Consider the following 21,209-nt stretch of genomic DNA (forward strand, 5'->3'; position numbering starts at 1 on the left):
GGCCTGATTTAATATGATATGTTTTAATTTTTATGAACTAACGCGGTGTATAAAAACAAAAAAATAGGTGCCATAACTGGCACCTATTTATAAAACACAGCGAACCTTAACGGCTAGGCTCTTTTCATAAAGTCAAAGAACTCTTCGTTGGTTTTCGTCATCGCTAACTTACTAATGAGGAACTCCATCGCATCGATTTCGCCCATTGGATGAATAATCTTACGTAAGATCCACATTTTTTGTAATTCATCTTGCGATGTAAGTAACTCTTCTTTACGCGTACCTGAACGATTGTAGTCTATTGCAGGGAACACACGTTTTTCTGCAATTTTACGAGAAAGGTGCAGTTCCATGTTACCTGTACCTTTAAATTCCTCGTAAATAACTTCATCCATTTTCGAACCGGTATCAACCAGTGCCGTTGCAATGATTGTCAGGCTTCCACCTTCTTCAACATTACGAGCAGCACCGAAGAAACGTTTTGGACGGTGTAATGCATTCGCATCCACACCACCGGTTAATACTTTACCAGACGAAGGTACTACGGTGTTATATGCACGGGCTAGACGCGTAATAGAGTCGAGTAAAATGATAACGTCTTTTTTATGTTCAACTAGACGTTTTGCTTTTTCAATTACCATTTCAGCAACTTGAACGTGACGTGCAGCAGGCTCATCAAATGTTGAAGCAATAACTTCACCTTTGACCAAACGTTGCATTTCTGTCACTTCCTCTGGGCGCTCATCAATTAGCAGAACCATCAGAACGCAATCAGGGTAATTGTGTGCAATATTTGCTGCAATATTTTGCAGTAACATTGTTTTACCCGCTTTCGGTGGAGCAACAATCAAACCACGTTGACCACGACCGATTGGAGCCGCAAGGTCCAATACACGTGCAGTTAAATCCTCAGTTGAACCATTACCACGTTCCATACGCAGACGACGGTTTGCATGTAATGGGGTTAGGTTTTCGAATAGAATTTTACTGCGGGCATTTTCAGGTTTGTCGTAGTTAACTTCATTGACTTTCAGGAGAGCAAAGTAACGTTCACCTTCTTTAGGTGGACGAATTTTCCCTGAGATTGTGTCACCTGTGCGTAGGTTAAAACGGCGGATTTGGCTAGGAGAAACGTAGATATCATCAGGACCTGCGAGGTAAGAACTGTCTGCTGAACGGAGGAAACCAAATCCATCCTGCAATATTTCCAGTACGCCATCGCCGAAAATATCTTCGCCACTTTTCGCATGCTGCTTCAAGATAGAGAAAATAATATCCTGCTTTCTCATACGGGCTAAGTTCTCTAGCCCCATGTTTTCGCCTAACGTAATCAATTCTGATACTGGCGTATTTTTTAATTCGGTAAGATTCATAATGGTGGGTTCTTTAACTCGGGGTAATTCTCGAACTATGAACGTAAATTGACGGCAGCTTATTATTAAGTGCCAGTTTAACTTTATACTGCCCTGTTGCTCACTAATTTTTACCAAAAGCAAACAACAATGCAAAAAAATCTTGTGCTAGCCGTTACTAAGATTGCTCTAACATCTGACTGCATCTCATCTTGATGATGTGTGACATATTATTAGAAACACACGCAATATTAGCAATAGTTTTTTGTACATTTAGGACAACATCCATCCCAATATCGCAAATTTAATGGCAGATTAGCATTAAAAAACACATAACTGCTAAGTGCCAACCTTCTCCCACTTCATTTTTACATCCCTATGATATAAAAATATTGAATTTCATTATGTTCGTTTACGCACTATCTTTAATTCATATGAGAGATACATTGAAATCAAAGATATTGAATACGACTATAACTCAATGTCTAAACTTTCAATTTTCATATTTAAAATCATTACGCCATCAGTTTTTGATCAATAACAATCATTACGAAACAATCATCACAATACTAAACTAACAAGCTATATATGTAAGATAAGAGCAATGGAATACAAGGTAATTCATATGGGTGCTATACGAGGAATGAGGATAACTTATCATGCTTAAGTGAAGACGTCTAGCGGCTCTCTAGATAAAATAGATATACCGCTAAACGTTTTAGCTTACATATAACGATAACTTACAGATTTTCGTCTAAAAATTCTTTCAGTTGCGTTTTTGATAATGCACCGACTTTCGTTGCTGCGACTTCACCATTTTTGAATAAAAGCAAGGTCGGGATACCACGAATTCCATATTTTGGAGCGGTACCTGGGTTTTCATCAATATTCAGTTTTGCGATAGTCAGTTTGCCTGTATATTCTTCAGCAACTTCATCAAGAATAGGCGCGATCATTTTACAAGGACCACACCATGCTGCCCAAAAATCGACGAGAACAGGTGAACTTGCGTTCAGAACTTCAGTTGCAAAACTTGCATCAGTTATATGTATAATTTTATCGCTCATGTTGTACTCCAAAGGATCATCTTTTGCAGACTTAGTGTAACATTATTGGCAGCAGTATGCTTTATTTCAAAAGATACACTTTCGTAAACCAACCGTTAACTGATATTCTAACATACTATGAGTAAAGCACACTTGACAGAAAAGAAGTTTTCCGACTTCGCATTGCACCCTAAAGTCATTGAAGCTCTGAATAAAAAAGGCTTCAATTTTTGCACGCCTATACAGGCGTCCACCTTGCCTTTTACTGTCGAAGGCAAAGACGTGGCGGGTCAAGCGCAAACAGGTACAGGTAAAACGTTAGCTTTTTTAACGTCTACATTTCATTATTTATTAACTCACCCAGCTATCGAGGGTAAAAAAGCGAACCAGCCTCGTGCACTAATCATGGCGCCGACACGCGAACTCGCAGTACAAATTTATTCGGATGCTAAAGAGCTAGCTGAGTACACTGGCCTGAAAATGGGGCTAGCATACGGTGGTGACGGCTATGATGAGCAACTTAAGGTTTTACAAAACGGTGTTGATATCCTCATTGGTACAACTGGCCGTTTAATCGACTACGCAAAACAAGGCCATGTCGACCTAAGTGCGATTCAGGTTGTGGTACTTGATGAAGCCGACCGCATGTATGACCTTGGATTTATTAAAGATATCCGCTGGATTTTCCGTCGTATGCCAGGTGCCGCAGAAAGGCTTAATTTGCTGTTTTCTGCAACTTTATCTTACCGAGTCAGAGAATTAGCCTTCGAACAAATGAACAACCCTGAATATGTTGAGGTCGAACCTTTGCAAAAAACAGGTCACCGTATCAAAGAAGAGCTATTTTACCCTTCTAATGAAGAAAAAATGCGCCTGCTCCAAACGCTTCTTGAAGAAGAGTGGCCAGAGCGTTGTATTATTTTCGCCAATACAAAACACCGTTGTGATGATATTTGGGCGCATTTAGCTGCCGATGGCCATCGTGTAGGTTTATTAACTGGCGATGTCGCACAGAAAAAACGACTGCGTATATTAGAGCAATTCACACAAGGCCATTTAGATATTTTAGTGGCAACTGATGTTGCAGCTCGTGGTTTACATATTCCATCAGTAACTCATGTATTTAACTACGACTTACCTGATGACTGCGAAGATTACGTACACCGTATTGGCCGTACGGGTCGTGCGGGTGAAAGTGGAAACTCAATTAGCTTAGCGTGTGAAGAATATTCACTTAACCTGCCTGCTATTGAAGAGTATATCCAACACTCAATCCCTGTTAGTAAATATAACAGTGATGCATTATTGAGTGATTTACCTGCGCCAAAACGCCGCCATCGCCCACGCCCTGGAGGCCCACGTCGTAATTCGAATTCGCAGCGTCGCCACAATGGCCCACGTAACAACCATAAACGTCCAGGCTGAGTAAAAACGATATGCTGAAATCTTCTTCTCTTTATGCCGCCATCGATTTAGGCTCAAACAGTTTTCATATGCTAGTCGTACGTGAAACTGCTGGTAGCATTCAGGTAATCTCTAGGGTTAAGCGCAAAGTTCGTCTTGCCGCAGGTTTAGACAACAACAACCTGCTTTCTGAGCAAGCAATGGAGCGAGGCTGGCAATGTTTACGCCTGTTTTCGGAACACTTACAAGATATTCCGAATACACAAATTCGTGTTGTCGCAACTGCGACTTTGCGTTTAGCTAAAAATGCCGATATTTTCATCGAAAAAGCCAGCCAAATTTTAGGAAACCCTGTAAAAGTTATTCAAGGAGAAGAAGAAGCTCGCTTAATTTATCAAGGTGTTGCACATACAACTGGCGGGCCAGACCAACGTTTAGTAGTTGATATTGGCGGAGGAAGTACTGAGCTCGTTACAGGTACAGGCGCAAAAGCGGAGCAACTCTATAGTCTTGAAATGGGTTGTGTAACTTGGCTTGAGCGCTACTTTGGCGATAGAAGTTTAACAGAAGAAAACTTCTCAGCAGCTCAAGCCGCTGCCCATAATGTCATCGCCCCTATTGCAGATGCACTTAAGACACATGGGTGGAAGATTTGTGTTGGTGCATCCGGCACCGTACAAGCGATTCAGGAAATCATGATTGCCCAAGGCATGGATGAACTGATCACACTTTCTAAATTACAACAGCTTAAGCGTAAAGCCATTCAATGCCAAAAACTTGAAGAGCTTGAAATTGATGGCCTAACCTTCGAACGTGCTCTTGTTTTTCCAAGCGGATTATCTATTTTGATCGCTATCTTTGAAGCATTAGAAATTGATAACATGACACTCGCTGGCGGAGCACTTCGTGAAGGGCTTGTCTATGGCATGCTACAGCTTCCTATTGAGCAGGATATTCGCGCTCGTACCGTTCGCAATATTCAGCGGCGCTTCCAAGTCGATATCGAACAAGCAAGCCGAGTTCGTCAACTTGCAGAATATTTTTATTTACAAGTCGCGAAAGATTGGGGCTTAGATACACGTTGTCGTGATTTACTATCCAGTGCATGCGCGTTACATGAAATTGGCTTGAGTGTTGATTTCCGTAAAGGCCCCGAGCACGCTAGCTACCTCATAACACACCTTGATTTACCTGGTTTTACCCCAGCTCAAAAGCGGTTACTTGCTGCATTATTGATAAACCAGCAAGGCCCTGTTGATTTAACGCCATTAAGCCAACAAAATGCGCTCCCTATGCAGCATGCATATAATTTATGTCGTTTACTTCGCCTTGCCATTATTTTTGCGAGCCGTAGACGTGATGACACCTTGCCAGCACTAAGGCTTAATGTGAATGCACAAAGGTTAACCATCACGCTGCCTTATCGTTGGTTATCCGATCACCCTCTACGAGCGGAAAATTTACAGCAAGAAGTTCAATGGCAGGGCTATGTAAATTGGGCTTTAGAGTTGGAAGAACGTAATAGTTCAAATTGATAATATTTTCCACACTAGACCTACTCTAGTGTGGAAATTCAATTAGTTGCGGTTACTCACTTTTTTTATTTAACCCTAAACGCGCTTTAATATCGGCTAAAGCTGATTGCCCCTTCTGCATACGTTCCTGCGCACTAACCACTTTACGCTGCTGCTCCCATTGTAAATCATCTTGAGGCAATTCAAGGAGAAAACGGCTTAATTCAGGACGGATCAATTCACCATATTGGCGACGCTCACGACAATGAGAAAAGAATAGCTCTCTTTGCGCCCGCGTAATTCCTACATAAGCTAAACGGCGTTCTTCATCAATATTGTTTTCATCAATACTACTTTGATGTGGTAGCAGCCCTTCCTCCATGCCAACCAAAAAAACATAAGGAAACTCAAGGCCTTTAGAGGCATGTAACGTCATGAGCTGAACTTGGTCTGATTCTTCATCATCCTCACCACGCTCCATCATATCGCGCAGCGTAAAACGTGTAACCACTTGGCTCAATGTCATTGGGTCATTGAGCTCATCGCCTTCAACCATTTCACTCATCCATGTGAATAGTTGGTTGACGTTTTTCATTCGCATTTCGGCAGCTTTAGTACTGGTCGACGTTTCATATAGCCAGCTTTCATAATCCATTTCACGCAGTAAGTCACGCACCGCAATTAAAGGCTCACGCTCCGACGTTCGTACAATACTGTCCATCCAATGAGTGAAACGCTGTAATGCTTCTAATCCTTTGCCTTTTAAGATTTGTTCAAGCCCTAAATCAAAGCTGGCTTGATATAAACTTTTACCCCGCTGGTTTGCCCACTCCCCAAGTTTTTGGATAGTTTTAGGGCCAATTTCTCGACGCGGAGTATTAACAATACGCAAGAATGCACTATCATCTTCGGGGTTAGTAAGCACTCGCAAATAAGCTAACAAGTCTTTGATTTCAGGGCGAGAGAAAAATGAAGTCCCCCCTGAAATCCGATACGGAATACGGTTTTGCATCAACATTTTTTCAAAAATACGTGATTGATGGTTGCCACGATACAAAATGGCGTAATCTTTATATTCCGTCTTATTAATAAAGTGATGTGCGATAAGCTCCCCAATCACTCTTTCAGCTTCATGATCTTCATTATTCGCGGTCAGGACTTTAAGTGGCGCTCCATACCCTAATTCAGAAAATAATTTTTTTTCAAATACATGAGGATTATTGGCAATTAAAATATTCGCCGCTTTTAAAATTCGTTCTGATGAGCGGTAATTCTGCTCAAGCTTAATGACATTTAATTTAGGGAAATCTTGATTCAATAAAACCAAGTTTTGTGGCCTTGCTCCACGCCATGAATAGATTGACTGATCGTCATCGCCCACAACCGTAAACCTTGCTCGCTGCCCCACAAGCAATTTAACCAACTGATATTGACTCGTATTGGTATCTTGGTACTCGTCCACCAGCAAGTAACGAATTTTTTGCTGCCAACGCTCGCGAACTTCTTCATTTTGGTATAACAACAAGGTAGGCTTGCTGATTAAATCGTCAAAATCCAGCACATTGCAACTTTTCAGATGAAGTTCATAGCGGCGATAACACTCCGCAAAGTGATGCTCTTTCTCACTCCGTGCTTGGCCTATCACTTGTTGTGGCGAGATAAGATCATTTTTCCAATTTGAGATCGCTGAGATCAATTGTTTGAGTAAGTCTTTATCCTCTTCCAATAAATCAAAGGTAAGTTCTTTCAATAATGCCATCTGATCTTGGTCGTCAAATAGCGAAAAATTGGCTTTAATACCCAGCGCTTTATATTCACGCTTAATGATTTCCAACCCTAATGTATGGAAGGTGGATATGATCAAACCGCGTGCTTCTTTTTTCCCCAAGGTTTGAGCCACGCGCTCTTTCATTTCCCGCGCCGCTTTATTGGTGAAAGTCACCGCTGCAATTTGTCGAGGCTGATAACCGCATTGGCGAATTAAATGCGCAATTTTATTCGTGATAACACGCGTTTTACCTGACCCAGCCCCGGCTAACACAAGGCATGGACCCTCTACATATTCAACTGCCTGCTGCTGGCTTGGGTTTAATCGCATGGTTTTCTACATCACTTAGTTATTCAAAAAGGAATTCGCTACAGATTGTAGCAGAAACCGACCCAACTCTTGAGCAACGATCTTCTCTATTTATAAAAAACAAAAAACCACATCATTCATCAGAAAGATGTGGTTTTGTTCTTTTTCTTTTATACCACCAATACATTTTTCTAAACTATTCGCGTTAGAGGAAGGCGGCAAAGGAGGCTATCCCAAGGAGCATACACGAGTATGTGACTTGGGTAACCGAGTGTAGCCAACGCACCTATCACGCGAAGAGCGACGAAAAATTAGGTTATCCCAAAGAGAATACACAAGTATGTGACTTGGGTAACCGAGTGCAGCCAACGCGCCTATCACGCGAAGAGTGACGAAAAATGAGTTAGCCGACCGCAATCTTCTTCATATCCGTCATATAACCTCGTAACGTCTTACCGATTTTCTCAATCGGATGGTTACGGATAGCTTCGTTGATATCACGTAACTGTGCGTTATCAGTGCCATTATCTGCAACTGGCTTCGCTAAATCGCCCGCTTGTAATTTCGTCATGAATTCTTTCAGCATTGGCACAGCTGCAAATGAGAACAGATAGTTACCGTATTCTGCTGTGTCTGAAATAACCACGTTCATTTCATATAAACGCTTACGAGCAATGGTATTTGCAATCAGTGGTAACTCATGCAGGGACTCATAGTAAGCTGATTCTTCTAAGATACCCGCTTCTAACATCGTATCGAACGCTAATTCAACGCCCGCTTTAACCATAGCAACTAACAAAACACCGTGGTCAAAGTATTCTTGTTCGGCAATTTTCCCTTCATATTCAGGGTAATTTTCGAATGCCGTTTTGCCTGTCTCTTCACGCCATGTCAGCAAGTTTTTATCATCATTTGCCCAGTCTGCCATCATGGTTGCAGAAAATTCGCCTGAAATGATGTCATCCATATGTTTTTGGAACAATGGCGCCATGATAGTTTTCAGTTGTTCAGATAATGCATAAGCACGAACTTTTGCAGGGTTAGATAAACGGTCCATCATCAGCGTGATACCACCTTGTTTCAGCGCTTCGGTGATAGTTTCCCAACCAAACTGAATTAATTTACCTGCATAGCCCGGCTCAACACCGTCAGCAACCATTTTGTCATAGCTCAGTAATGCGCCTGCTTGTAACATACCACACAGAATAGTTTGCTCACCCATCAGGTCAGACTTAACTTCTGCAACAAACGAAGACTCCAGAACACCGGCACGGTGGCCACCAGTCGCTGCCGCCCATGCTTTAGCAATCGCCATCCCCTCACCTTTCGGGTCATTCTCTGGGTGTACTGCAATCAGAGTTGGAACACCAAAACCACGCTTGTATTCTTCACGAACTTCGGTACCTGGGCATTTTGGCGCTACCATCACAACAGTAATGTCTTTACGAATTTCTTCACCAACTTCAACAATGTTGAATCCATGTGAATAACCCAGTGCTGCACCTTGTTTCATCATAGGCTGAACAGCGCGAACAACGGCTGAATGCTGTTTGTCCGGCGTTAAGTTAACAACCAAATCAGCGGTAGGGATCAATTCTTCATAAGTGCCAACTTTGAAGCCATTTTCTGTCGCTTTACGCCATGAAGCACGTTTCTCTGCAATTGCTTCATCACGTAATGCATAAGCAATATCTAAACCTGAATCACGCATATTCAGGCCTTGGTTCAAACCTTGTGCCCCACAACCAACGATGACGATTTTTTTACCTTTCAGGAAACCCGCTTCATCCGCAAATTCTTCGCGCTGCATAAAACGGCACTTACCTAATTGAGCTAACTGCTCACGTAAATTCAATGTGTTAAAATAATTCGCCATTGTCATACTCCATTGTTCTGTTGTGTTCGTTATGTCAGACAGTCTGTCTGTCGCTCATTTTTCAGCGTTTATGGATTTACTATATGCGATGTTTAGCATTGCTTAAATTGATATATTAACAATACAATATTGCAATATCTGCAACATCATTAATTATGTTATTAGAGGGCAAAATGGACATTCGTGATCTCAAGCTTTTTTTGCATTTAGCACAAAGTTGCCACTTCGGGCGCACATCTAAAGCGATGCATGTCAGCCCTTCCACATTGTCTCGCCAAATACAACGCCTCGAAGAACAGCTTGGTCATCCGCTATTTGTGCGCGATAACCGCTCAGTTAAATTGACCCAAGCAGGAGAGCACCTTAAGCAATTTGCCCAACAAACATTATTGCAATATCAACAACTACAACATGCTCTCAATCAGCAAAGCCCATCACTTAGTGGAGAACTGCATCTTTTTTGCTCAGTTACGGCAGCTTATAGTCATTTACCCGAAGTTTTAGACAAATTCCGTGCGCTACATCCACTAGTTGAAATTAAACTCACGACAGGTGACGCAGCTGATGCCGTTGAAAAAGTGGAAACTCATGAGGCTGATCTTGGTATTGCAGGGAAACCTGAGCGCTTACCCGATAACGTCCGTTTTGCAAAAATCGGCGAAATCCCTCTCGTTTTGATTGCCCCATCACTACCCTGTGCAGTACGAAGCATGGTAACAGAGGCTGAACCTGATTGGTCTACCGTCCCTTTTATCCTGCCTGAGCACGGCCCATCCCGTAAACGTATCGAGCTCTGGTTCCGTCGCCATAATATCAATAACCCTGTCATTTATGCGACGGTCTCAGGCCATGAAGCTATTGTATCAATGGTCGCTTTGGGGTGCGGTATCGCCTTAATTCCCAGTGTGGTTGTTGATAACAGCCCAGAACCCGTACGCAGCCGTATTTCACAGCTCGATAATATTTCAATGGTAGAACCTTTTGAGCTCGGCGTTTGCCTATTAAGCAAACGCCTGAGTGAACCATTAATTAAAGCGTTTTGGGAGTTACTCCCAGACAATTCAATCTAAAGTTCTTTGGTTATCTTGTGGTGCTAAGAAAAAACGGAAAGAGGGGTTTCCTGTTTCATCATGATATTCATAACCTAGCGCATCAAGATGCCTATCAAAACGCACTTCTGGCCCAGCCAGTTCAAATGCCGCCAGCACACGTCCATAATCTGTACCATGGCTACGGTAATGAAATAACGTTATATTCCAATGAGTCCCTAGGGTTTCTAGGAATCTCAACAATGCACCTGGAGACTCTGGAAATTCAAAGCTATATAACCTTTCGTCTAATGGCTTTGATGGACGCCCACCAATCATATAACGCACATGAAGTTTTGCCATTTCATCATCTGATAAATCATCGACTTCATAGCCGTGACTTCTAAGCTCTTGGATAATCTCCGAGCGCTCGCCATCACGGCCACTTAAACGCACCCCAACAAAAATACATGCGCGTTCAGGGTCCGCATCCGTATAGCGATAATTAAACTCCGTAATGGCTCGATGGCCTAATAACTGGCAAAAACGTAAGAAACTGCCTTTTTGCTCAGGAATGGTTACTGCGAGTAAAGCTTCTCGTTGTTCACCAATTTCACAGCGTTCAGAAACATAACGCAGCCCATGGAAATTCATATTCGCACCGGACAAAATATGCGCTAAACGTTCACCTTTAATGTTATGCTGCTGTACGTATTTTTTTAATCCGGCCAATGCTAAAGCGCCTGAAGGCTCTGCTATCGCGCGAACATCTTCAAAAATATCTTTCAATGCAGCACAAATGGAATCACTATCAACAGTGATAACATCGTCAACATACTGCTGGCACAACCTGAAGGTTTCATCTCCAATACGCTTTACTGCCACTCCTTCTGCGAATAGGCCAACACGTGGTAAATCAACAGGATGCCCAGCCTCTAACGCGGCTTTTAAACAAGCGGCATCTTCAGACTCCACACCAATGATTTTAATTTCAGGCATTAACTGCTTAATAATCACAGCAACGCCCGCAATTAACCCACCGCCCCCTACAGGAATAAAAATTCGATCTAAATGCACATCCTGTTGCAATAGCTCGAGAGCTATCGTAGCTTGCCCCGCAATCACTGAAGGGTGGTCAAAAGGTGGAACGAAGGTATAGCCATCCTCTGCGGCCATTGCAATGGCTTTTGCTTTCGCTTCATCAAAATTAGCACCATGTAAAATAGCTTCGCCACCGAAGCTACGTACTGCATCCACTTTGATATCCGCTGTCGCAACTGGCATGACTATTTTTGCTTTCACACCAACACGATTTGCTGATAACGCAACGCCTTGAGCATGGTTCCCCGCAGAAGCTGTCACCACACCTTTGCTTTTTTGCTCTTCGGTTAAACTCGCAATCATGGCGTAAGCCCCACGAAGCTTAAAGCTATGTACTGGCTGCCTATCTTCACGCTTGACTAAAATGGTATTCCCCAAGCGTGAAGATATTTTATCCATCTGTTGAAGAGGCGTTACTTGCGCAGCTTCATAAACCGGCGCACTCAGCGCCGCTTTTAAGTAATCTGCTCCGGTTGGGGCAACCGGTAATGGTTTTGCTGCTGCCACAATCAGCCCCCTAATTTCGACTTGTCACGAACAGCACCTTTGTCTGCACTCGTCGCCAAAGAAGCATAAGCGCGCAGAGCAAAAGAAACCTCACGCTGACGATTACGTGGGGTATAAGCTTTATCACCTCGAGCTAATTCCGCTTCACGGCGTTGATTCAGCTCACTTTCACTAACATCCAGTACCATCGTTCTTTTTGGAATATCGATATCAATAATATCGCCATCATGAACTAATGCTAATAAACCACCACTCGCTGCTTCTGGTGAAATATGGCCAATAGAAAGCCCTGAGCTACCGCCAGAGAAGCGACCATCTGTTATCAACGCACAGCTTTTGCCTAATCCCATTGATTTCAGGTATGAGGTTGGGTACAGCATTTCTTGCATGCCCGGACCACCCTTAGGCCCTTCATAGCGAATAACAACCACATCGCCTTCAACGACTTTGCCACCCAAAATAGCTTCTACTGCGTCATCTTGGCTTTCAAAGACTTTGGCAGGGCCACGGAATGTTAAACTGCCTTCATCAACTCCAGCGGTTTTAACAATACAACCATCTTCTGCAATATTTCCAGACAGGACAGCCAGTCCCCCATCCAAACTATACGCATGCTCAATACTACGGATACACCCATTCTCACGGTCAGTATCCAATGACGGCCAGCGGCAATTCTGTGAAAAGGCTTTTGTTGTACGGATACCAGCAGGGCCCGCGGAAAACATTGATTTAACGGCCTCATCCTTTGTTAACATCACATCATATTGCGCTAATGTTTCTTGGAAGCTCAGACCTAAAATATTCGTCACGTTTTCTTGCAATAAACCTGCACGGCTCAGTTCACCTAAAATACCGATGACACCACCAGCACGGTGAACATCTTCCATATGGTATTTTTGTGTACTCGGTGCAACCTTACACAAATGTGGGACTTTACGTGATAAACGGTCGATATCATCCATGGTGAAATCGATCTCTGCTTCTTGAGCTGCTGCAAGTAAATGCAGGACTGTGTTAGTTGAACCACCCATGGCAATATCCAACGTCATCGCATTTTCAAATGCAGATTTATTAGCGATATTGCGTGGTAACGCACTTTCATCATCTTGTTCGTAATAGCGTTTGGTTAATTCAACAATGCGCTTACCTGCATTGATAAATAAAGTTTCGCGGTCTGCGTGAGTCGCTAACAATGAGCCATTTCCTGGCTGAGATAACCCAAGCGCCTCAGTTAAGCAGTTCATTGAGTTTGCAGTAAACATTCCTGAGCAAGAGCCACACGTTGGGCATGCTGAACGTTCTATTTGCTCACTATCTGCATCACTCACATTAGGGTTAGCCCCTTGAATCATAGCATCAACTAAATCGAGCTTGATGATTTGATCTGAAAGCTTGGTTTTACCTGCTTCCATTGGACCGCCCGAAACAAAAATAACCGGAATATTCAGACGTAATGACGCCATCAACATGCCTGGGGTGATTTTATCGCAGTTTGAAATACACACCATGGCATCCGCACAGTGTGCGTTCACCATATATTCAACAGAATCCGCAATTAATTCACGGGAAGGTAAGGAATACAACATTCCGCCATGTCCCATGGCAATCCCATCATCAACAGCGATTGTATTAAACTCTTTCGCAACACCACCTGCATTTTCAATTTGCTCTGCAACTAATTTGCCTAAATCACGTAAATGTACGTGGCCTGGAACAAACTGTGTGAATGAGTTAACAACAGCAATAATGGGCTTTCCAAAATCAGCATCGGTCATGCCTGTTGCACGCCATAATGCACGAGCCCCAGCCATATTACGACCATGAGTTGTTGTTGCTGAACGGTACTTAGGCATATCTTTAACTCCCGTGTTTAAAACAGGCGGGGAACGTCCGCCTGTAACATCTATTTAAATTTAATTATTAAGGGTTTACTGGATCTAACCAGCCCCATTTATCTTCTGTTGTACCATCAAATAAGCCAAAGAATGCCTGCTGAATTTGCTTGGTTACTGGGCCACAACGGCCAATGCCAACTTGGATACCATCAACACTACGAACCGGAGTGATCTCTGCAGCGGTTCCTGTCATGAAGACTTCATCAGCAAGATAGAGAGATTCACGTGATAGTGTTTGCTCACGTACTTCGATACCCAAATCTTTTGCTAAAGTTAAAATTGCATCACGCGTAATACCTGGTAATGCAGATGATGTGAACGGAGGTGTATACAGGATGCCATCTTTCACCTCAAAAATATTTTCCCCAGCACCTTCGGAGAGATATCCGTGAACATCTAATGCAATACCTTCTTGGTAACCATGGCGACGAGCTTCGCTACCAACTAGTAGAGAAGATAAATAGTTGCCACCTGCTTTTGCCCCTGTAGGAATGGTGTTTGGTGCAACACGATTCCAAGAAGAGACCATCGCATCAATACCTTGGTCTAACGCTTCTTCACCTAAATACGCTCCCCATGGAAAAGCGGCTAAAATCACATCGGTGTTATAACCGTCTGGAGGATTAACACCCATACCAACATCACCAATAAACACTAATGGACGAATATACGCACTGACTAAGTTATTTTTACGCAGAGTTGCACGACATGCTTCCATTAACTCTTCCACGCTGTAGCTGACAGGCATACGGTAAATTTTTGCTGAATCATGCAAACGTTGCATATGCTCACGGTGGCGGAAGACCACAGGACCTTTGTGCGAGTCATAACAACGGACACCTTCAAACACTGATGTACCATAGTGCAGAGCATGAGACATAACATGAACCTTTGCATCAGCCCATAGCGTCATTTCACCGTTAAACCAAATAAAGTCAGCTTTCTTAGTCATTTGTATATTCCTTACATTGCACTTTGTGTGCGTAATAGTCGTGATTCTTGTTGTAGTACTTCAACTTCTGTAATGTCCGAAAGCTTGGTTAACTGTGCACAAAGCTGGGTTAATGGCCTTTGACTACTTACAGTAAGTTCAATATTAACATTGTCGCCGTCTGTCGATTGTCCCATATTCATGGCATTAATACGAAATCCACGATGGCGAGTGACCCTTAATATACGCTCTAAAACCTCAGGACGGAAACGGGCCAATATCGAGATTTGGTGTTGCATCATAATGGTTTCTCCATCATTTTTTCATTACTAGCCCCAGGCGGAACCAACGGCCAGACGTTTTCTAGTTCATTAATTGATACCTGTAATAAATAGGCACCTTCGCTATTAAGTAATTCATCTAATGCCGCATTAACTTCCGACTTATCTGTGATCCGTTGGCCTTTAATACCAAACGCGCTGGCTAATGCCACAAAATCAGGGTTGTCTGTTAAAATAGTTTCGCTATAACGCTGTTCGAAAAACAGTTCTTGCCACTGGCGAACCATGCCTAAGCGCTGGTTATCGATTAAAAGAATTTTTACAGGAAGTTGCTTACGTTTGATGGTTCCCAGCTCTTGGACATTCATCATGAATGAGCCATCTCCTGATACACAAACAACCGTATCTTCAGGCCTAGCAACCTGTGCTCCAATTGCCGCAGGGATACCAAACCCCATGGTTCCAAGCCCACTTGAGGTTAAGAAATTTTCAGGGCCATCAACGGTGATATGTTGTGCTGACCACATTTGGTGTTGCCCTACATCGGTAGTAACAACCGTATTTGGCTGCATTTTATCCGACAGTTGTTTCAGTAACAGTGGTGCATAAATAGGCTCACCAGGATGGTCATAACGCCAACCGAATTCTTTTTTAAGTTGCTGAACTTCCTGCTGCCAAGGTGCTATTGATTTTTTAAGCATTAATTCAGGTAGTAATACTTTTGCATCACCATGCAACGCAACATGCGTTTGACGTAATTTGTCCAATTCTACGTGGTCTATATCGATATGAATCACTTTGGCGTTCGGTGCAAAAGTATTTAACTTACCTGTTACCCTATCATCAAAACGAGCACCAACAGCGATGAGTAAGTCACAGCGCTGCACAGAAATATTGGCCGCTTTAGTACCGTGCATACCTAACATGCCTAAATAGTTTTCATCTAAAGGGCTCACAGCACCAAGCCCTTTTAATGTTGCAACTGAAGGAATACCTGTAAACTCAATAAATTCGCGTAATTCTTTTACGGCACCTGACATTCCAACACCGCCACCAACGTACAACATAGGCTTTTCTGATTGTTCTAATAGCATTCTTGCCTGTTGGATTTCTGATAAAGGTGACGTGACTTCTTGCTCTACCGGCATTAAAAACGGAGACAACTCAGCGTGTTGTAGCTGAATATCTTTCGGAATATCAATCAGTACAGGGCCTGGTCGCCCACTATTTGCGATTGCGAAAGCCTCAGCAAGAATGCGAGGTAAATCCTCGATGTCTTCAACCAAAAAACTGTGCTTAGTACAAGCTAAAGATAACCCTAAGACATCGATTTCTTGAAAGGCATCGGTTCCGATAAATTCAGAAGCGACTTGACCGGTAATGGCGACAACAGGAACAGAGTCTAATAATGCATCCGCTAGCCCCGTGATAACATTTGTTGCGCCAGGCCCAGATGTTGCAATACACACCCCTGTCTTTCCTGTTGATCGTGCATAACCAATTGCCGCGATTACAGCTCCTTGCTCATGTCGACACAACAAATGCTCAACTCCACCATCATACAATGCGTCATAAACTGGCATAATTGCGCCACCAGGATACCCAAATACGGTATCAACTCCCTGTGTTCGCAATGCTTGAACTAACCATTGTGCTCCGTTCATGCTTTATCTCCTGTCTGTCTACTTTATCTATTTGTATTTGTTATGTTTTATTTAGTGTGCTTGCATCAATCAACATTTATGTCAAAAAAAACCCCGCGCCTTTCGGTGCGGGGTTCTCGTGAGATCTGGCTGTTATTTTAGCCTTCGTCGTCCAAGTGCAGCCCCGCACGGTGGGATAATAATCACCACCACGCTAATAATAATTAGGCTAACTGCTTGGATAAATGCGTTCATGTGTTTTACTTTTTCAATATTCTTAATCATCTATTATTTAGAGTTATCATTTTAAAGGCGTTTTGACAACTTTTATTTAATTTATTTATTTTCAAAACATTAAATTACTTTAAAATCATATAATAACAATGAAATTAGCATTATAAACTACTTAAATAGCCATTCCTCAGTAAAATTCAATAGAATACATAGCATAATCAGCTACATCATCCATATTAGTCATTTGGCACCATTAAAACTCACCCCACATAACTAATTACTTTTTCTTATGCATAACCAAGCTCGGCACAGTATCCTCGCTTCATAAAACTAACACAATCCCAGTTATAACCTAGCTTCGAAGCCACTCGTAGTAAATTGAAACAACTCAGTAACTAAGTAATTAAATTATCGATCGGCTTCGCAAACATGTTATCTATTCAAGATAAATCAAATTATTTTTAGCAGAATATTACTCTGTAAATAATATTGGAGGGCTCATGACATTAGCGATTGTTTACACTAGAGCATCAATTGGGTTAGAAGCACCTCTTGTTACTGTTGAAGCACATATTAGTAATGGGCTCCCAGGTTTAACACTCGTTGGGCTACCAGAAACGGCCGTAAAAGAAGCAAGAGATAGAGTTCGAAGCGCTCTACTAAATAGCGGATTTGAATATCCAGCTAAAAAAATGACGGTTAATTTAGCTCCAGCTGACTTACCAAAAGAAAGTGGTCGGTATGATCTTGCAATCGCGATTGCCATACTCGCATCATCAGGACAGCTCCCCCACGAGCCATTAAAACAGTATGAATTTTTAGGTGAACTTGCTTTATCTGGCGATGTTCGCTATGTCAGCAGTGCTATTCCTGCCGCCCAATCAGCATTAAAACAACAACGCTCCTTAATACTATCTATGGAGAATCAACATCAATTAGGCCTACTCCCAGATAATAGCGTTTATTTCGCAACATCCTTATTGGAGCTTTGTCATTTTTTACATAACAAAAAAACATTGCTTTGTAATCAACAAATTCACCAAGCACCTCTCTCAATCAAGCAAGAAGGTGATATTAACGATATCATTGGCCAAGAACATGGTAAACGAGCATTAGAAATCTGTGCCGCTGGTGGGCATAATTTACTCTTATTGGGTCCGCCAGGAACAGGAAAAACGATGTTAGCCAGTCGGCTAATGACTTTACTTCCCCCATTAACCTCTCAGGAAGCGTTAGAAGTTGCTTCATTACATAGCTTGAGTGAAAATACAAAAGAAGACATGAATTGGCCGATAAGGCCTTTTAGAGCGCCCCATCATAGCGCATCAATTGCAGCTTTAATTGGCGGTGACTCTCTTCCCAAGCCTGGCGAGATCTCACTTGCACATCACGGTGTTTTATTTTTAGATGAATTACCAGAATTTAGCCGCTCAGTACTCGATTCTTTACGAGAACCACTAGAATCCCGAAAAATTAGTATTTCTCGAGCAAAAGCAAAAGTTTGCTATCCCGCTAGTTTTCAGTTAGTTGCAGCTCTAAACCCTAGCCCAACAGGTCATTACCAAGGAGAAATGAGTCGTTCAACTCCTTCCCGTATCCTACGTTACCTTTCACGCATATCAGGGCCTTTTATTGACCGGTTTGATCTCTCTATAGAAATTCCATTGTTACCTCTCGGTTCATTGAGTAGCCAAACCAATCAAGGTGAAACAAGTGAACACGTCAGACAAAGAGTTATCGAAGCCAGAAATAGGCAACTTAGGCGAGCCGGAAAAATTAATAGTTTACTAACGCCAAGAGAAACCACACAATTTTGCCTACTAACCGCAAAAGATGCATTATTCTTAGAACATGCATTAAATAAGTTAGGTCTTTCCATCCGAGCTTGGCACAGAATATTAAGAGTTGCCAGAACAATAGCCGACCTTAATGCCGCAGAAACTATTGAGCGTTCTGATTTATTAGAAGCTCTAGGGTATCGAGCGATGGATAAGTTATTGCTTCATTTGCAAAAACAAGTAAGCTGAGAAGAATGGACAGATAACTACTTTATTATCTCGTAAAAATAAAGGGACCGTAGTCCCTCTTATCATACGATGATGATATTAATCATCTGTATCAGTGTAGTCTTCCGATGGATCTATCTGCGGTTTACCGCCAGATAAAGTATGGAAGCGTTTTGGACGGTTAATACGGCTAGAATATTTTGCCCAAACTTTTTCTTCTGGGGTAGCAGGTTCACGCTCACCACGGCATACAGCGACGAAAAGTTTTTCTTCTTCTGTTTGAGGTTCGCGTTTACCTATATCAAGCTCATTAAAAGCTTGGCCGAGACGTTCTAGCAACTGAGCTTCTTTGATGGTGAAATCACCATGACGAGAAAAGCCACGTGGGTAATGTTTATTATCAAAAAAACGATTAGTCGTGATGAAGCTATCTGCCATCTGACACACTCCTAACTTATTACAGTCAAACTCTATATGGCGCGGAGTATTAGACAGCATTGACAATCTGTAAAACAAAACATTTAAATCATCACGACAAAAATAATTGGAGATGCATGTGGACAGCGAGTTATTGAGAACTTTTTTAGAGGTCAGTAAGACTAGGCACTTCGGTAGAGCCGCAGAATCACTCTATTTAACGCAATCAGCGGTTAGCTTTCGTATTAGACAATTAGAAACACAGCTAGGTACAAGCTTATTTACTAGGCATAGAAACAATATCCGGTTAACAGCCGCGGGAGAAAGGCTTGTTCCATATGCCGAATCGTTAATGAATACCTGGTTGCAAGCTAAAAAAGAAATATCTCATGCCTCACAACACACTGAGCTTTCTATTGGTGCAACAGCTTCACTTTGGGAAGGTTATCTAACTGACTGGGTAGAAGAACTTTATAATCAACATGATGAACTGCGGCTCGAAGCTAGGGTTTCAACGCGCCAGTCTCTTGTTAAGCAACTACATTCTAGAGAATTAGACTTATTAATCGCAACTGAACCCCCAAAAATGGATGAGTTTGAAAGCACTATCATCGGTACGATTGATTTACAGCTTATGGCTTCCCAAAAAAATATTGCATTAACAAAATATAATTTTATAAAGCTAGAGTGGGGGGTTGATTTTCATCCCAAAAATGAACCATCACTAACCCAAGATGATACACCCGTAATGATCACGACCTCTGCCCATATTACCCGCCAATTACTTCCTGTATCGCTTTCAGCGGCATTTTTACCTGCTCATTGGGTATATCAATATCCAGGCCTAAAAACGCTCTCAGAAACCTCAATAAACAAACCTTTGTATGCAGTCTGGCTCCAAAAAAACGATCAGCAAGCTCTTATCAATCAACTGATTAAAACGCCAATAAAAAATGCACAGTTAAGTGAACAATAAAAGAAGAAGGTGAGTAACAGAATTCACTCACCTTCCTACTACTTTATAAACAAACTATGTTCCACTGCACAATGTTCTTAATTGATGCTTCTTTTTATCTTTTAATAAGATATACCAATCACGAATAACTCATCGGCATTTATTTATACAATATAAACAAAATGATTTTTTGAGATTAATAAAGCTAAACCAGCAATTCTCGGTATACGACATTTATCTAAATTAAAGATTGAGCGCATTAAAATACCTTTCAACCCACAAATACTATTGAAAAACATAAAGTAGCAAGTAACAACTTACTCATTAGGTGAAAATGCATATAAGCTGATGAAAATAAAAGAGAAGGTAGTTTGGAGGGAAATTAGGTAATATCATCAATACATTTGAGTGGTAAATGTAATTAAAAGGTATAAACAGTAAGTAATAACTCGCCTATTTTTAGTATTAATAAAGAACATCAAAAGATTGGATGAGAGAAAAATAAATCAGGGAGCTTATTTCTTGCATTTAAAGTGATGAATACAATTGAAGTATATAAAACAGTGGGATAGTAGATTAGCTAAGATCAAATGAAAATTAGCAAATAGGGGAAAAGTAACTCTATATTTACTATTAATATTTGCTATTAGATAAATAAAGAAAAACCCGATTAAGCTAATCGGGTTATCAATAGATACTTCTTTTATTATTACTTAATTGGTAACTGGCAGGGGCGGAGAGACTCGAACTCCCAACACCCGGTTTTGGAGACCGGTGCTCTACCAATTGAACTACGCCCCTAAATTAAGTGGCGGAACGGACGGGACTCGAACCCGCGACCCCCTGCGTGACAGGCAGGTATTCTAACCAACTGAACTACCGCTCCACTTATTCTTTTGCCTTTCGGCTGTTTACCGCTAATTGAGCAATAAACCTTTAATT

Annotated in this window: 17 protein-coding genes and 2 tRNA genes; 6 read left to right on the plus strand and 13 right to left on the minus strand. The window is 41.9% G+C overall.

The annotated features are described in order from the left end of the window. Positions 1-113 precede the first annotated feature (113 nt). Together rho and trxA are read right to left on the minus strand one after the other, a co-directional pair. Positions 114-1,373, minus strand: a complete 1,260-nt coding sequence (rho, locus tag ACU696_RS01390) for a transcription termination factor Rho (RefSeq protein WP_004906109.1) — start codon at positions 1,371-1,373, stop codon at positions 114-116. Between the two features lie 719 nt (positions 1,374-2,092). Continuing rightward, a complete protein-coding gene (gene trxA / locus ACU696_RS01395; RefSeq protein ID WP_004907277.1) occupies positions 2,093-2,419 on the minus strand; it encodes a thioredoxin TrxA in 327 nt (108 codons plus the stop codon). 117 nt (positions 2,420-2,536) lie between these two features. On the opposite strand from trxA, the gene rhlB reads away from it, so the two are divergent. After that, complete coding sequence (gene rhlB / locus ACU696_RS01400; RefSeq protein WP_004907274.1) at positions 2,537-3,823, plus strand: ATP-dependent RNA helicase RhlB; 1,287 nt, start codon at positions 2,537-2,539, stop codon at positions 3,821-3,823. An 11-nt stretch (positions 3,824-3,834) separates the two neighbouring features. Further along, positions 3,835-5,337 (plus strand): guanosine-5'-triphosphate,3'-diphosphate diphosphatase, encoded by a 1,503-nt coding sequence (gene gppA / locus ACU696_RS01405; protein WP_004907271.1) that lies wholly within the window; start codon positions 3,835-3,837, stop codon positions 5,335-5,337. Positions 5,338-5,389: 52 nt separating this feature from the next. Here gppA and rep read toward each other — a convergent pair whose 3' ends face one another. Next, the gene (rep, locus tag ACU696_RS01410) at positions 5,390-7,414 is read right to left on the minus strand and encodes a DNA helicase Rep (protein ID WP_109912167.1); all 2,025 of its coding nucleotides are present in this window, start codon (positions 7,412-7,414) and stop codon (positions 5,390-5,392) included. A gap of 233 nt (positions 7,415-7,647) precedes the next feature. Between rep and ACU696_RS01415 the strand changes: the two genes are divergently transcribed. Further along, positions 7,648-7,785: a hypothetical protein gene (locus tag ACU696_RS01415; RefSeq protein ID WP_155242194.1), complete on the plus strand. Its 138-nt coding sequence runs from the start codon at positions 7,648-7,650 to the stop codon at positions 7,783-7,785. Positions 7,786-7,796: 11 nt separating this feature from the next. On the opposite strand, the gene ilvC is transcribed toward ACU696_RS01415, so the two are convergent. Beyond that, complete coding sequence (gene ilvC / locus ACU696_RS01420; RefSeq protein ID WP_004907263.1) at positions 7,797-9,269, minus strand: ketol-acid reductoisomerase; 1,473 nt, start codon at positions 9,267-9,269, stop codon at positions 7,797-7,799. A 173-nt stretch (positions 9,270-9,442) separates the two neighbouring features. On the opposite strand from ilvC, the gene ilvY reads away from it, so the two are divergent. Then, the gene (ilvY, locus tag ACU696_RS01425; RefSeq protein ID WP_004906122.1) at positions 9,443-10,339 is read left to right on the plus strand and encodes an HTH-type transcriptional activator IlvY; all 897 of its coding nucleotides are present in this window, start codon (positions 9,443-9,445) and stop codon (positions 10,337-10,339) included. Here the strand turns inward: ilvY and ilvA are convergent. The 6 genes from ilvA to ilvL form a co-directional block, all read right to left on the minus strand. After that, positions 10,331-11,905 (minus strand): threonine ammonia-lyase, biosynthetic, encoded by a 1,575-nt coding sequence (gene ilvA, locus ACU696_RS01430; protein WP_110731572.1) that lies wholly within the window; start codon positions 11,903-11,905, stop codon positions 10,331-10,333. The genes ilvY and ilvA overlap by 9 nt on opposite strands. Positions 11,906-11,907: 2 nt before the next feature. Next, positions 11,908-13,758, minus strand: coding sequence for a dihydroxy-acid dehydratase (gene ilvD / locus ACU696_RS01435; RefSeq protein WP_109912169.1), 1,851 nt, complete (start codon positions 13,756-13,758; stop codon positions 11,908-11,910). A 67-nt stretch (positions 13,759-13,825) separates the two neighbouring features. Continuing rightward, on the minus strand, positions 13,826-14,752 hold the full coding sequence (locus ACU696_RS01440; RefSeq protein ID WP_209102690.1) for a branched-chain amino acid transaminase: 927 nt from the start codon (positions 14,750-14,752) through the stop codon (positions 13,826-13,828). Between the two features lie 11 nt (positions 14,753-14,763). Next, positions 14,764-15,033, minus strand: coding sequence for an acetolactate synthase 2 small subunit (gene ilvM, locus ACU696_RS01445; RefSeq protein WP_004907250.1), 270 nt, complete (start codon positions 15,031-15,033; stop codon positions 14,764-14,766). Then, positions 15,030-16,676, minus strand: coding sequence for an acetolactate synthase 2 catalytic subunit (ilvG, locus tag ACU696_RS01450; protein WP_004907245.1), 1,647 nt, complete (start codon positions 16,674-16,676; stop codon positions 15,030-15,032). The genes ilvM and ilvG overlap by 4 nt, the downstream gene beginning before the upstream one ends. A gap of 132 nt (positions 16,677-16,808) precedes the next feature. Beyond that, on the minus strand, positions 16,809-16,910 hold the full coding sequence (ilvL, locus tag ACU696_RS01455; RefSeq protein ID WP_071524553.1) for an ilv operon leader peptide: 102 nt from the start codon (positions 16,908-16,910) through the stop codon (positions 16,809-16,811). Between the two features lie 479 nt (positions 16,911-17,389). On the opposite strand from ilvL, the gene ACU696_RS01460 reads away from it, so the two are divergent. Next, the gene (locus ACU696_RS01460; protein WP_209102691.1) at positions 17,390-18,916 is read left to right on the plus strand and encodes a YifB family Mg chelatase-like AAA ATPase; all 1,527 of its coding nucleotides are present in this window, start codon (positions 17,390-17,392) and stop codon (positions 18,914-18,916) included. A gap of 78 nt (positions 18,917-18,994) precedes the next feature. Here ACU696_RS01460 and ACU696_RS01465 read toward each other — a convergent pair whose 3' ends face one another. After that, a complete protein-coding gene (locus ACU696_RS01465) occupies positions 18,995-19,333 on the minus strand; it encodes a DUF413 domain-containing protein (RefSeq protein WP_004907240.1) in 339 nt (112 codons plus the stop codon). A gap of 112 nt (positions 19,334-19,445) precedes the next feature. Between ACU696_RS01465 and hdfR the strand changes: the two genes are divergently transcribed. Next, entirely contained in the window at positions 19,446-20,288 is an 843-nt protein-coding gene (gene hdfR, locus ACU696_RS01470; protein ID WP_042851484.1) for an HTH-type transcriptional regulator HdfR, read from the plus strand. A gap of 704 nt (positions 20,289-20,992) precedes the next feature. Here the strand turns inward: hdfR and ACU696_RS01475 are convergent. Both ACU696_RS01475 and ACU696_RS01480 read right to left on the minus strand, forming a co-directional pair. Further along, positions 20,993-21,068: transfer RNA gene (locus ACU696_RS01475), tRNA-Trp, on the minus strand. A gap of 8 nt (positions 21,069-21,076) precedes the next feature. Further along, a tRNA-Asp gene (locus tag ACU696_RS01480) sits at positions 21,077-21,153 on the minus strand. Positions 21,154-21,209 lie beyond the last annotated feature (56 nt).

This window comes from Providencia sp. PROV_01 (assembly GCF_053098325.1).

Coding starts and splice junctions, on each gene's coding strand:
- rho (WP_004906109.1), bottom strand. CDS start 1,373: ATGAATCTTACCGAATTAAAAAATACGCCAGTATCAGAATTGATTACG.
- trxA (WP_004907277.1), bottom strand. CDS start 2,419: ATGAGCGATAAAATTATACATATAACTGATGCAAGTTTTGCAACTGAA.
- rhlB (WP_004907274.1), top strand. CDS start 2,537: ATGAGTAAAGCACACTTGACAGAAAAGAAGTTTTCCGACTTCGCATTG.
- gppA (WP_004907271.1), top strand. CDS start 3,835: ATGCTGAAATCTTCTTCTCTTTATGCCGCCATCGATTTAGGCTCAAAC.
- rep (WP_109912167.1), bottom strand. CDS start 7,414: ATGCGATTAAACCCAAGCCAGCAGCAGGCAGTTGAATATGTAGAGGGT.
- ilvC (WP_004907263.1), bottom strand. CDS start 9,269: ATGGCGAATTATTTTAACACATTGAATTTACGTGAGCAGTTAGCTCAA.
- ilvY (WP_004906122.1), top strand. CDS start 9,443: ATGGACATTCGTGATCTCAAGCTTTTTTTGCATTTAGCACAAAGTTGC.
- ilvD (WP_109912169.1), bottom strand. CDS start 13,758: ATGCCTAAGTACCGTTCAGCAACAACAACTCATGGTCGTAATATGGCT.
- ACU696_RS01440 (WP_209102690.1), bottom strand. CDS start 14,752: ATGACTAAGAAAGCTGACTTTATTTGGTTTAACGGTGAAATGACGCTA.
- ilvM (WP_004907250.1), bottom strand. CDS start 15,033: ATGATGCAACACCAAATCTCGATATTGGCCCGTTTCCGTCCTGAGGTT.
- ilvG (WP_004907245.1), bottom strand. CDS start 16,676: ATGAACGGAGCACAATGGTTAGTTCAAGCATTGCGAACACAGGGAGTT.
- ilvL (WP_071524553.1), bottom strand. CDS start 16,910: ATGAACGCATTTATCCAAGCAGTTAGCCTAATTATTATTAGCGTGGTG.
- ACU696_RS01460 (WP_209102691.1), top strand. CDS start 17,390: ATGACATTAGCGATTGTTTACACTAGAGCATCAATTGGGTTAGAAGCA.
- ACU696_RS01465 (WP_004907240.1), bottom strand. CDS start 19,333: ATGGCAGATAGCTTCATCACGACTAATCGTTTTTTTGATAATAAACAT.
- hdfR (WP_042851484.1), top strand. CDS start 19,446: ATGCATGTGGACAGCGAGTTATTGAGAACTTTTTTAGAGGTCAGTAAG.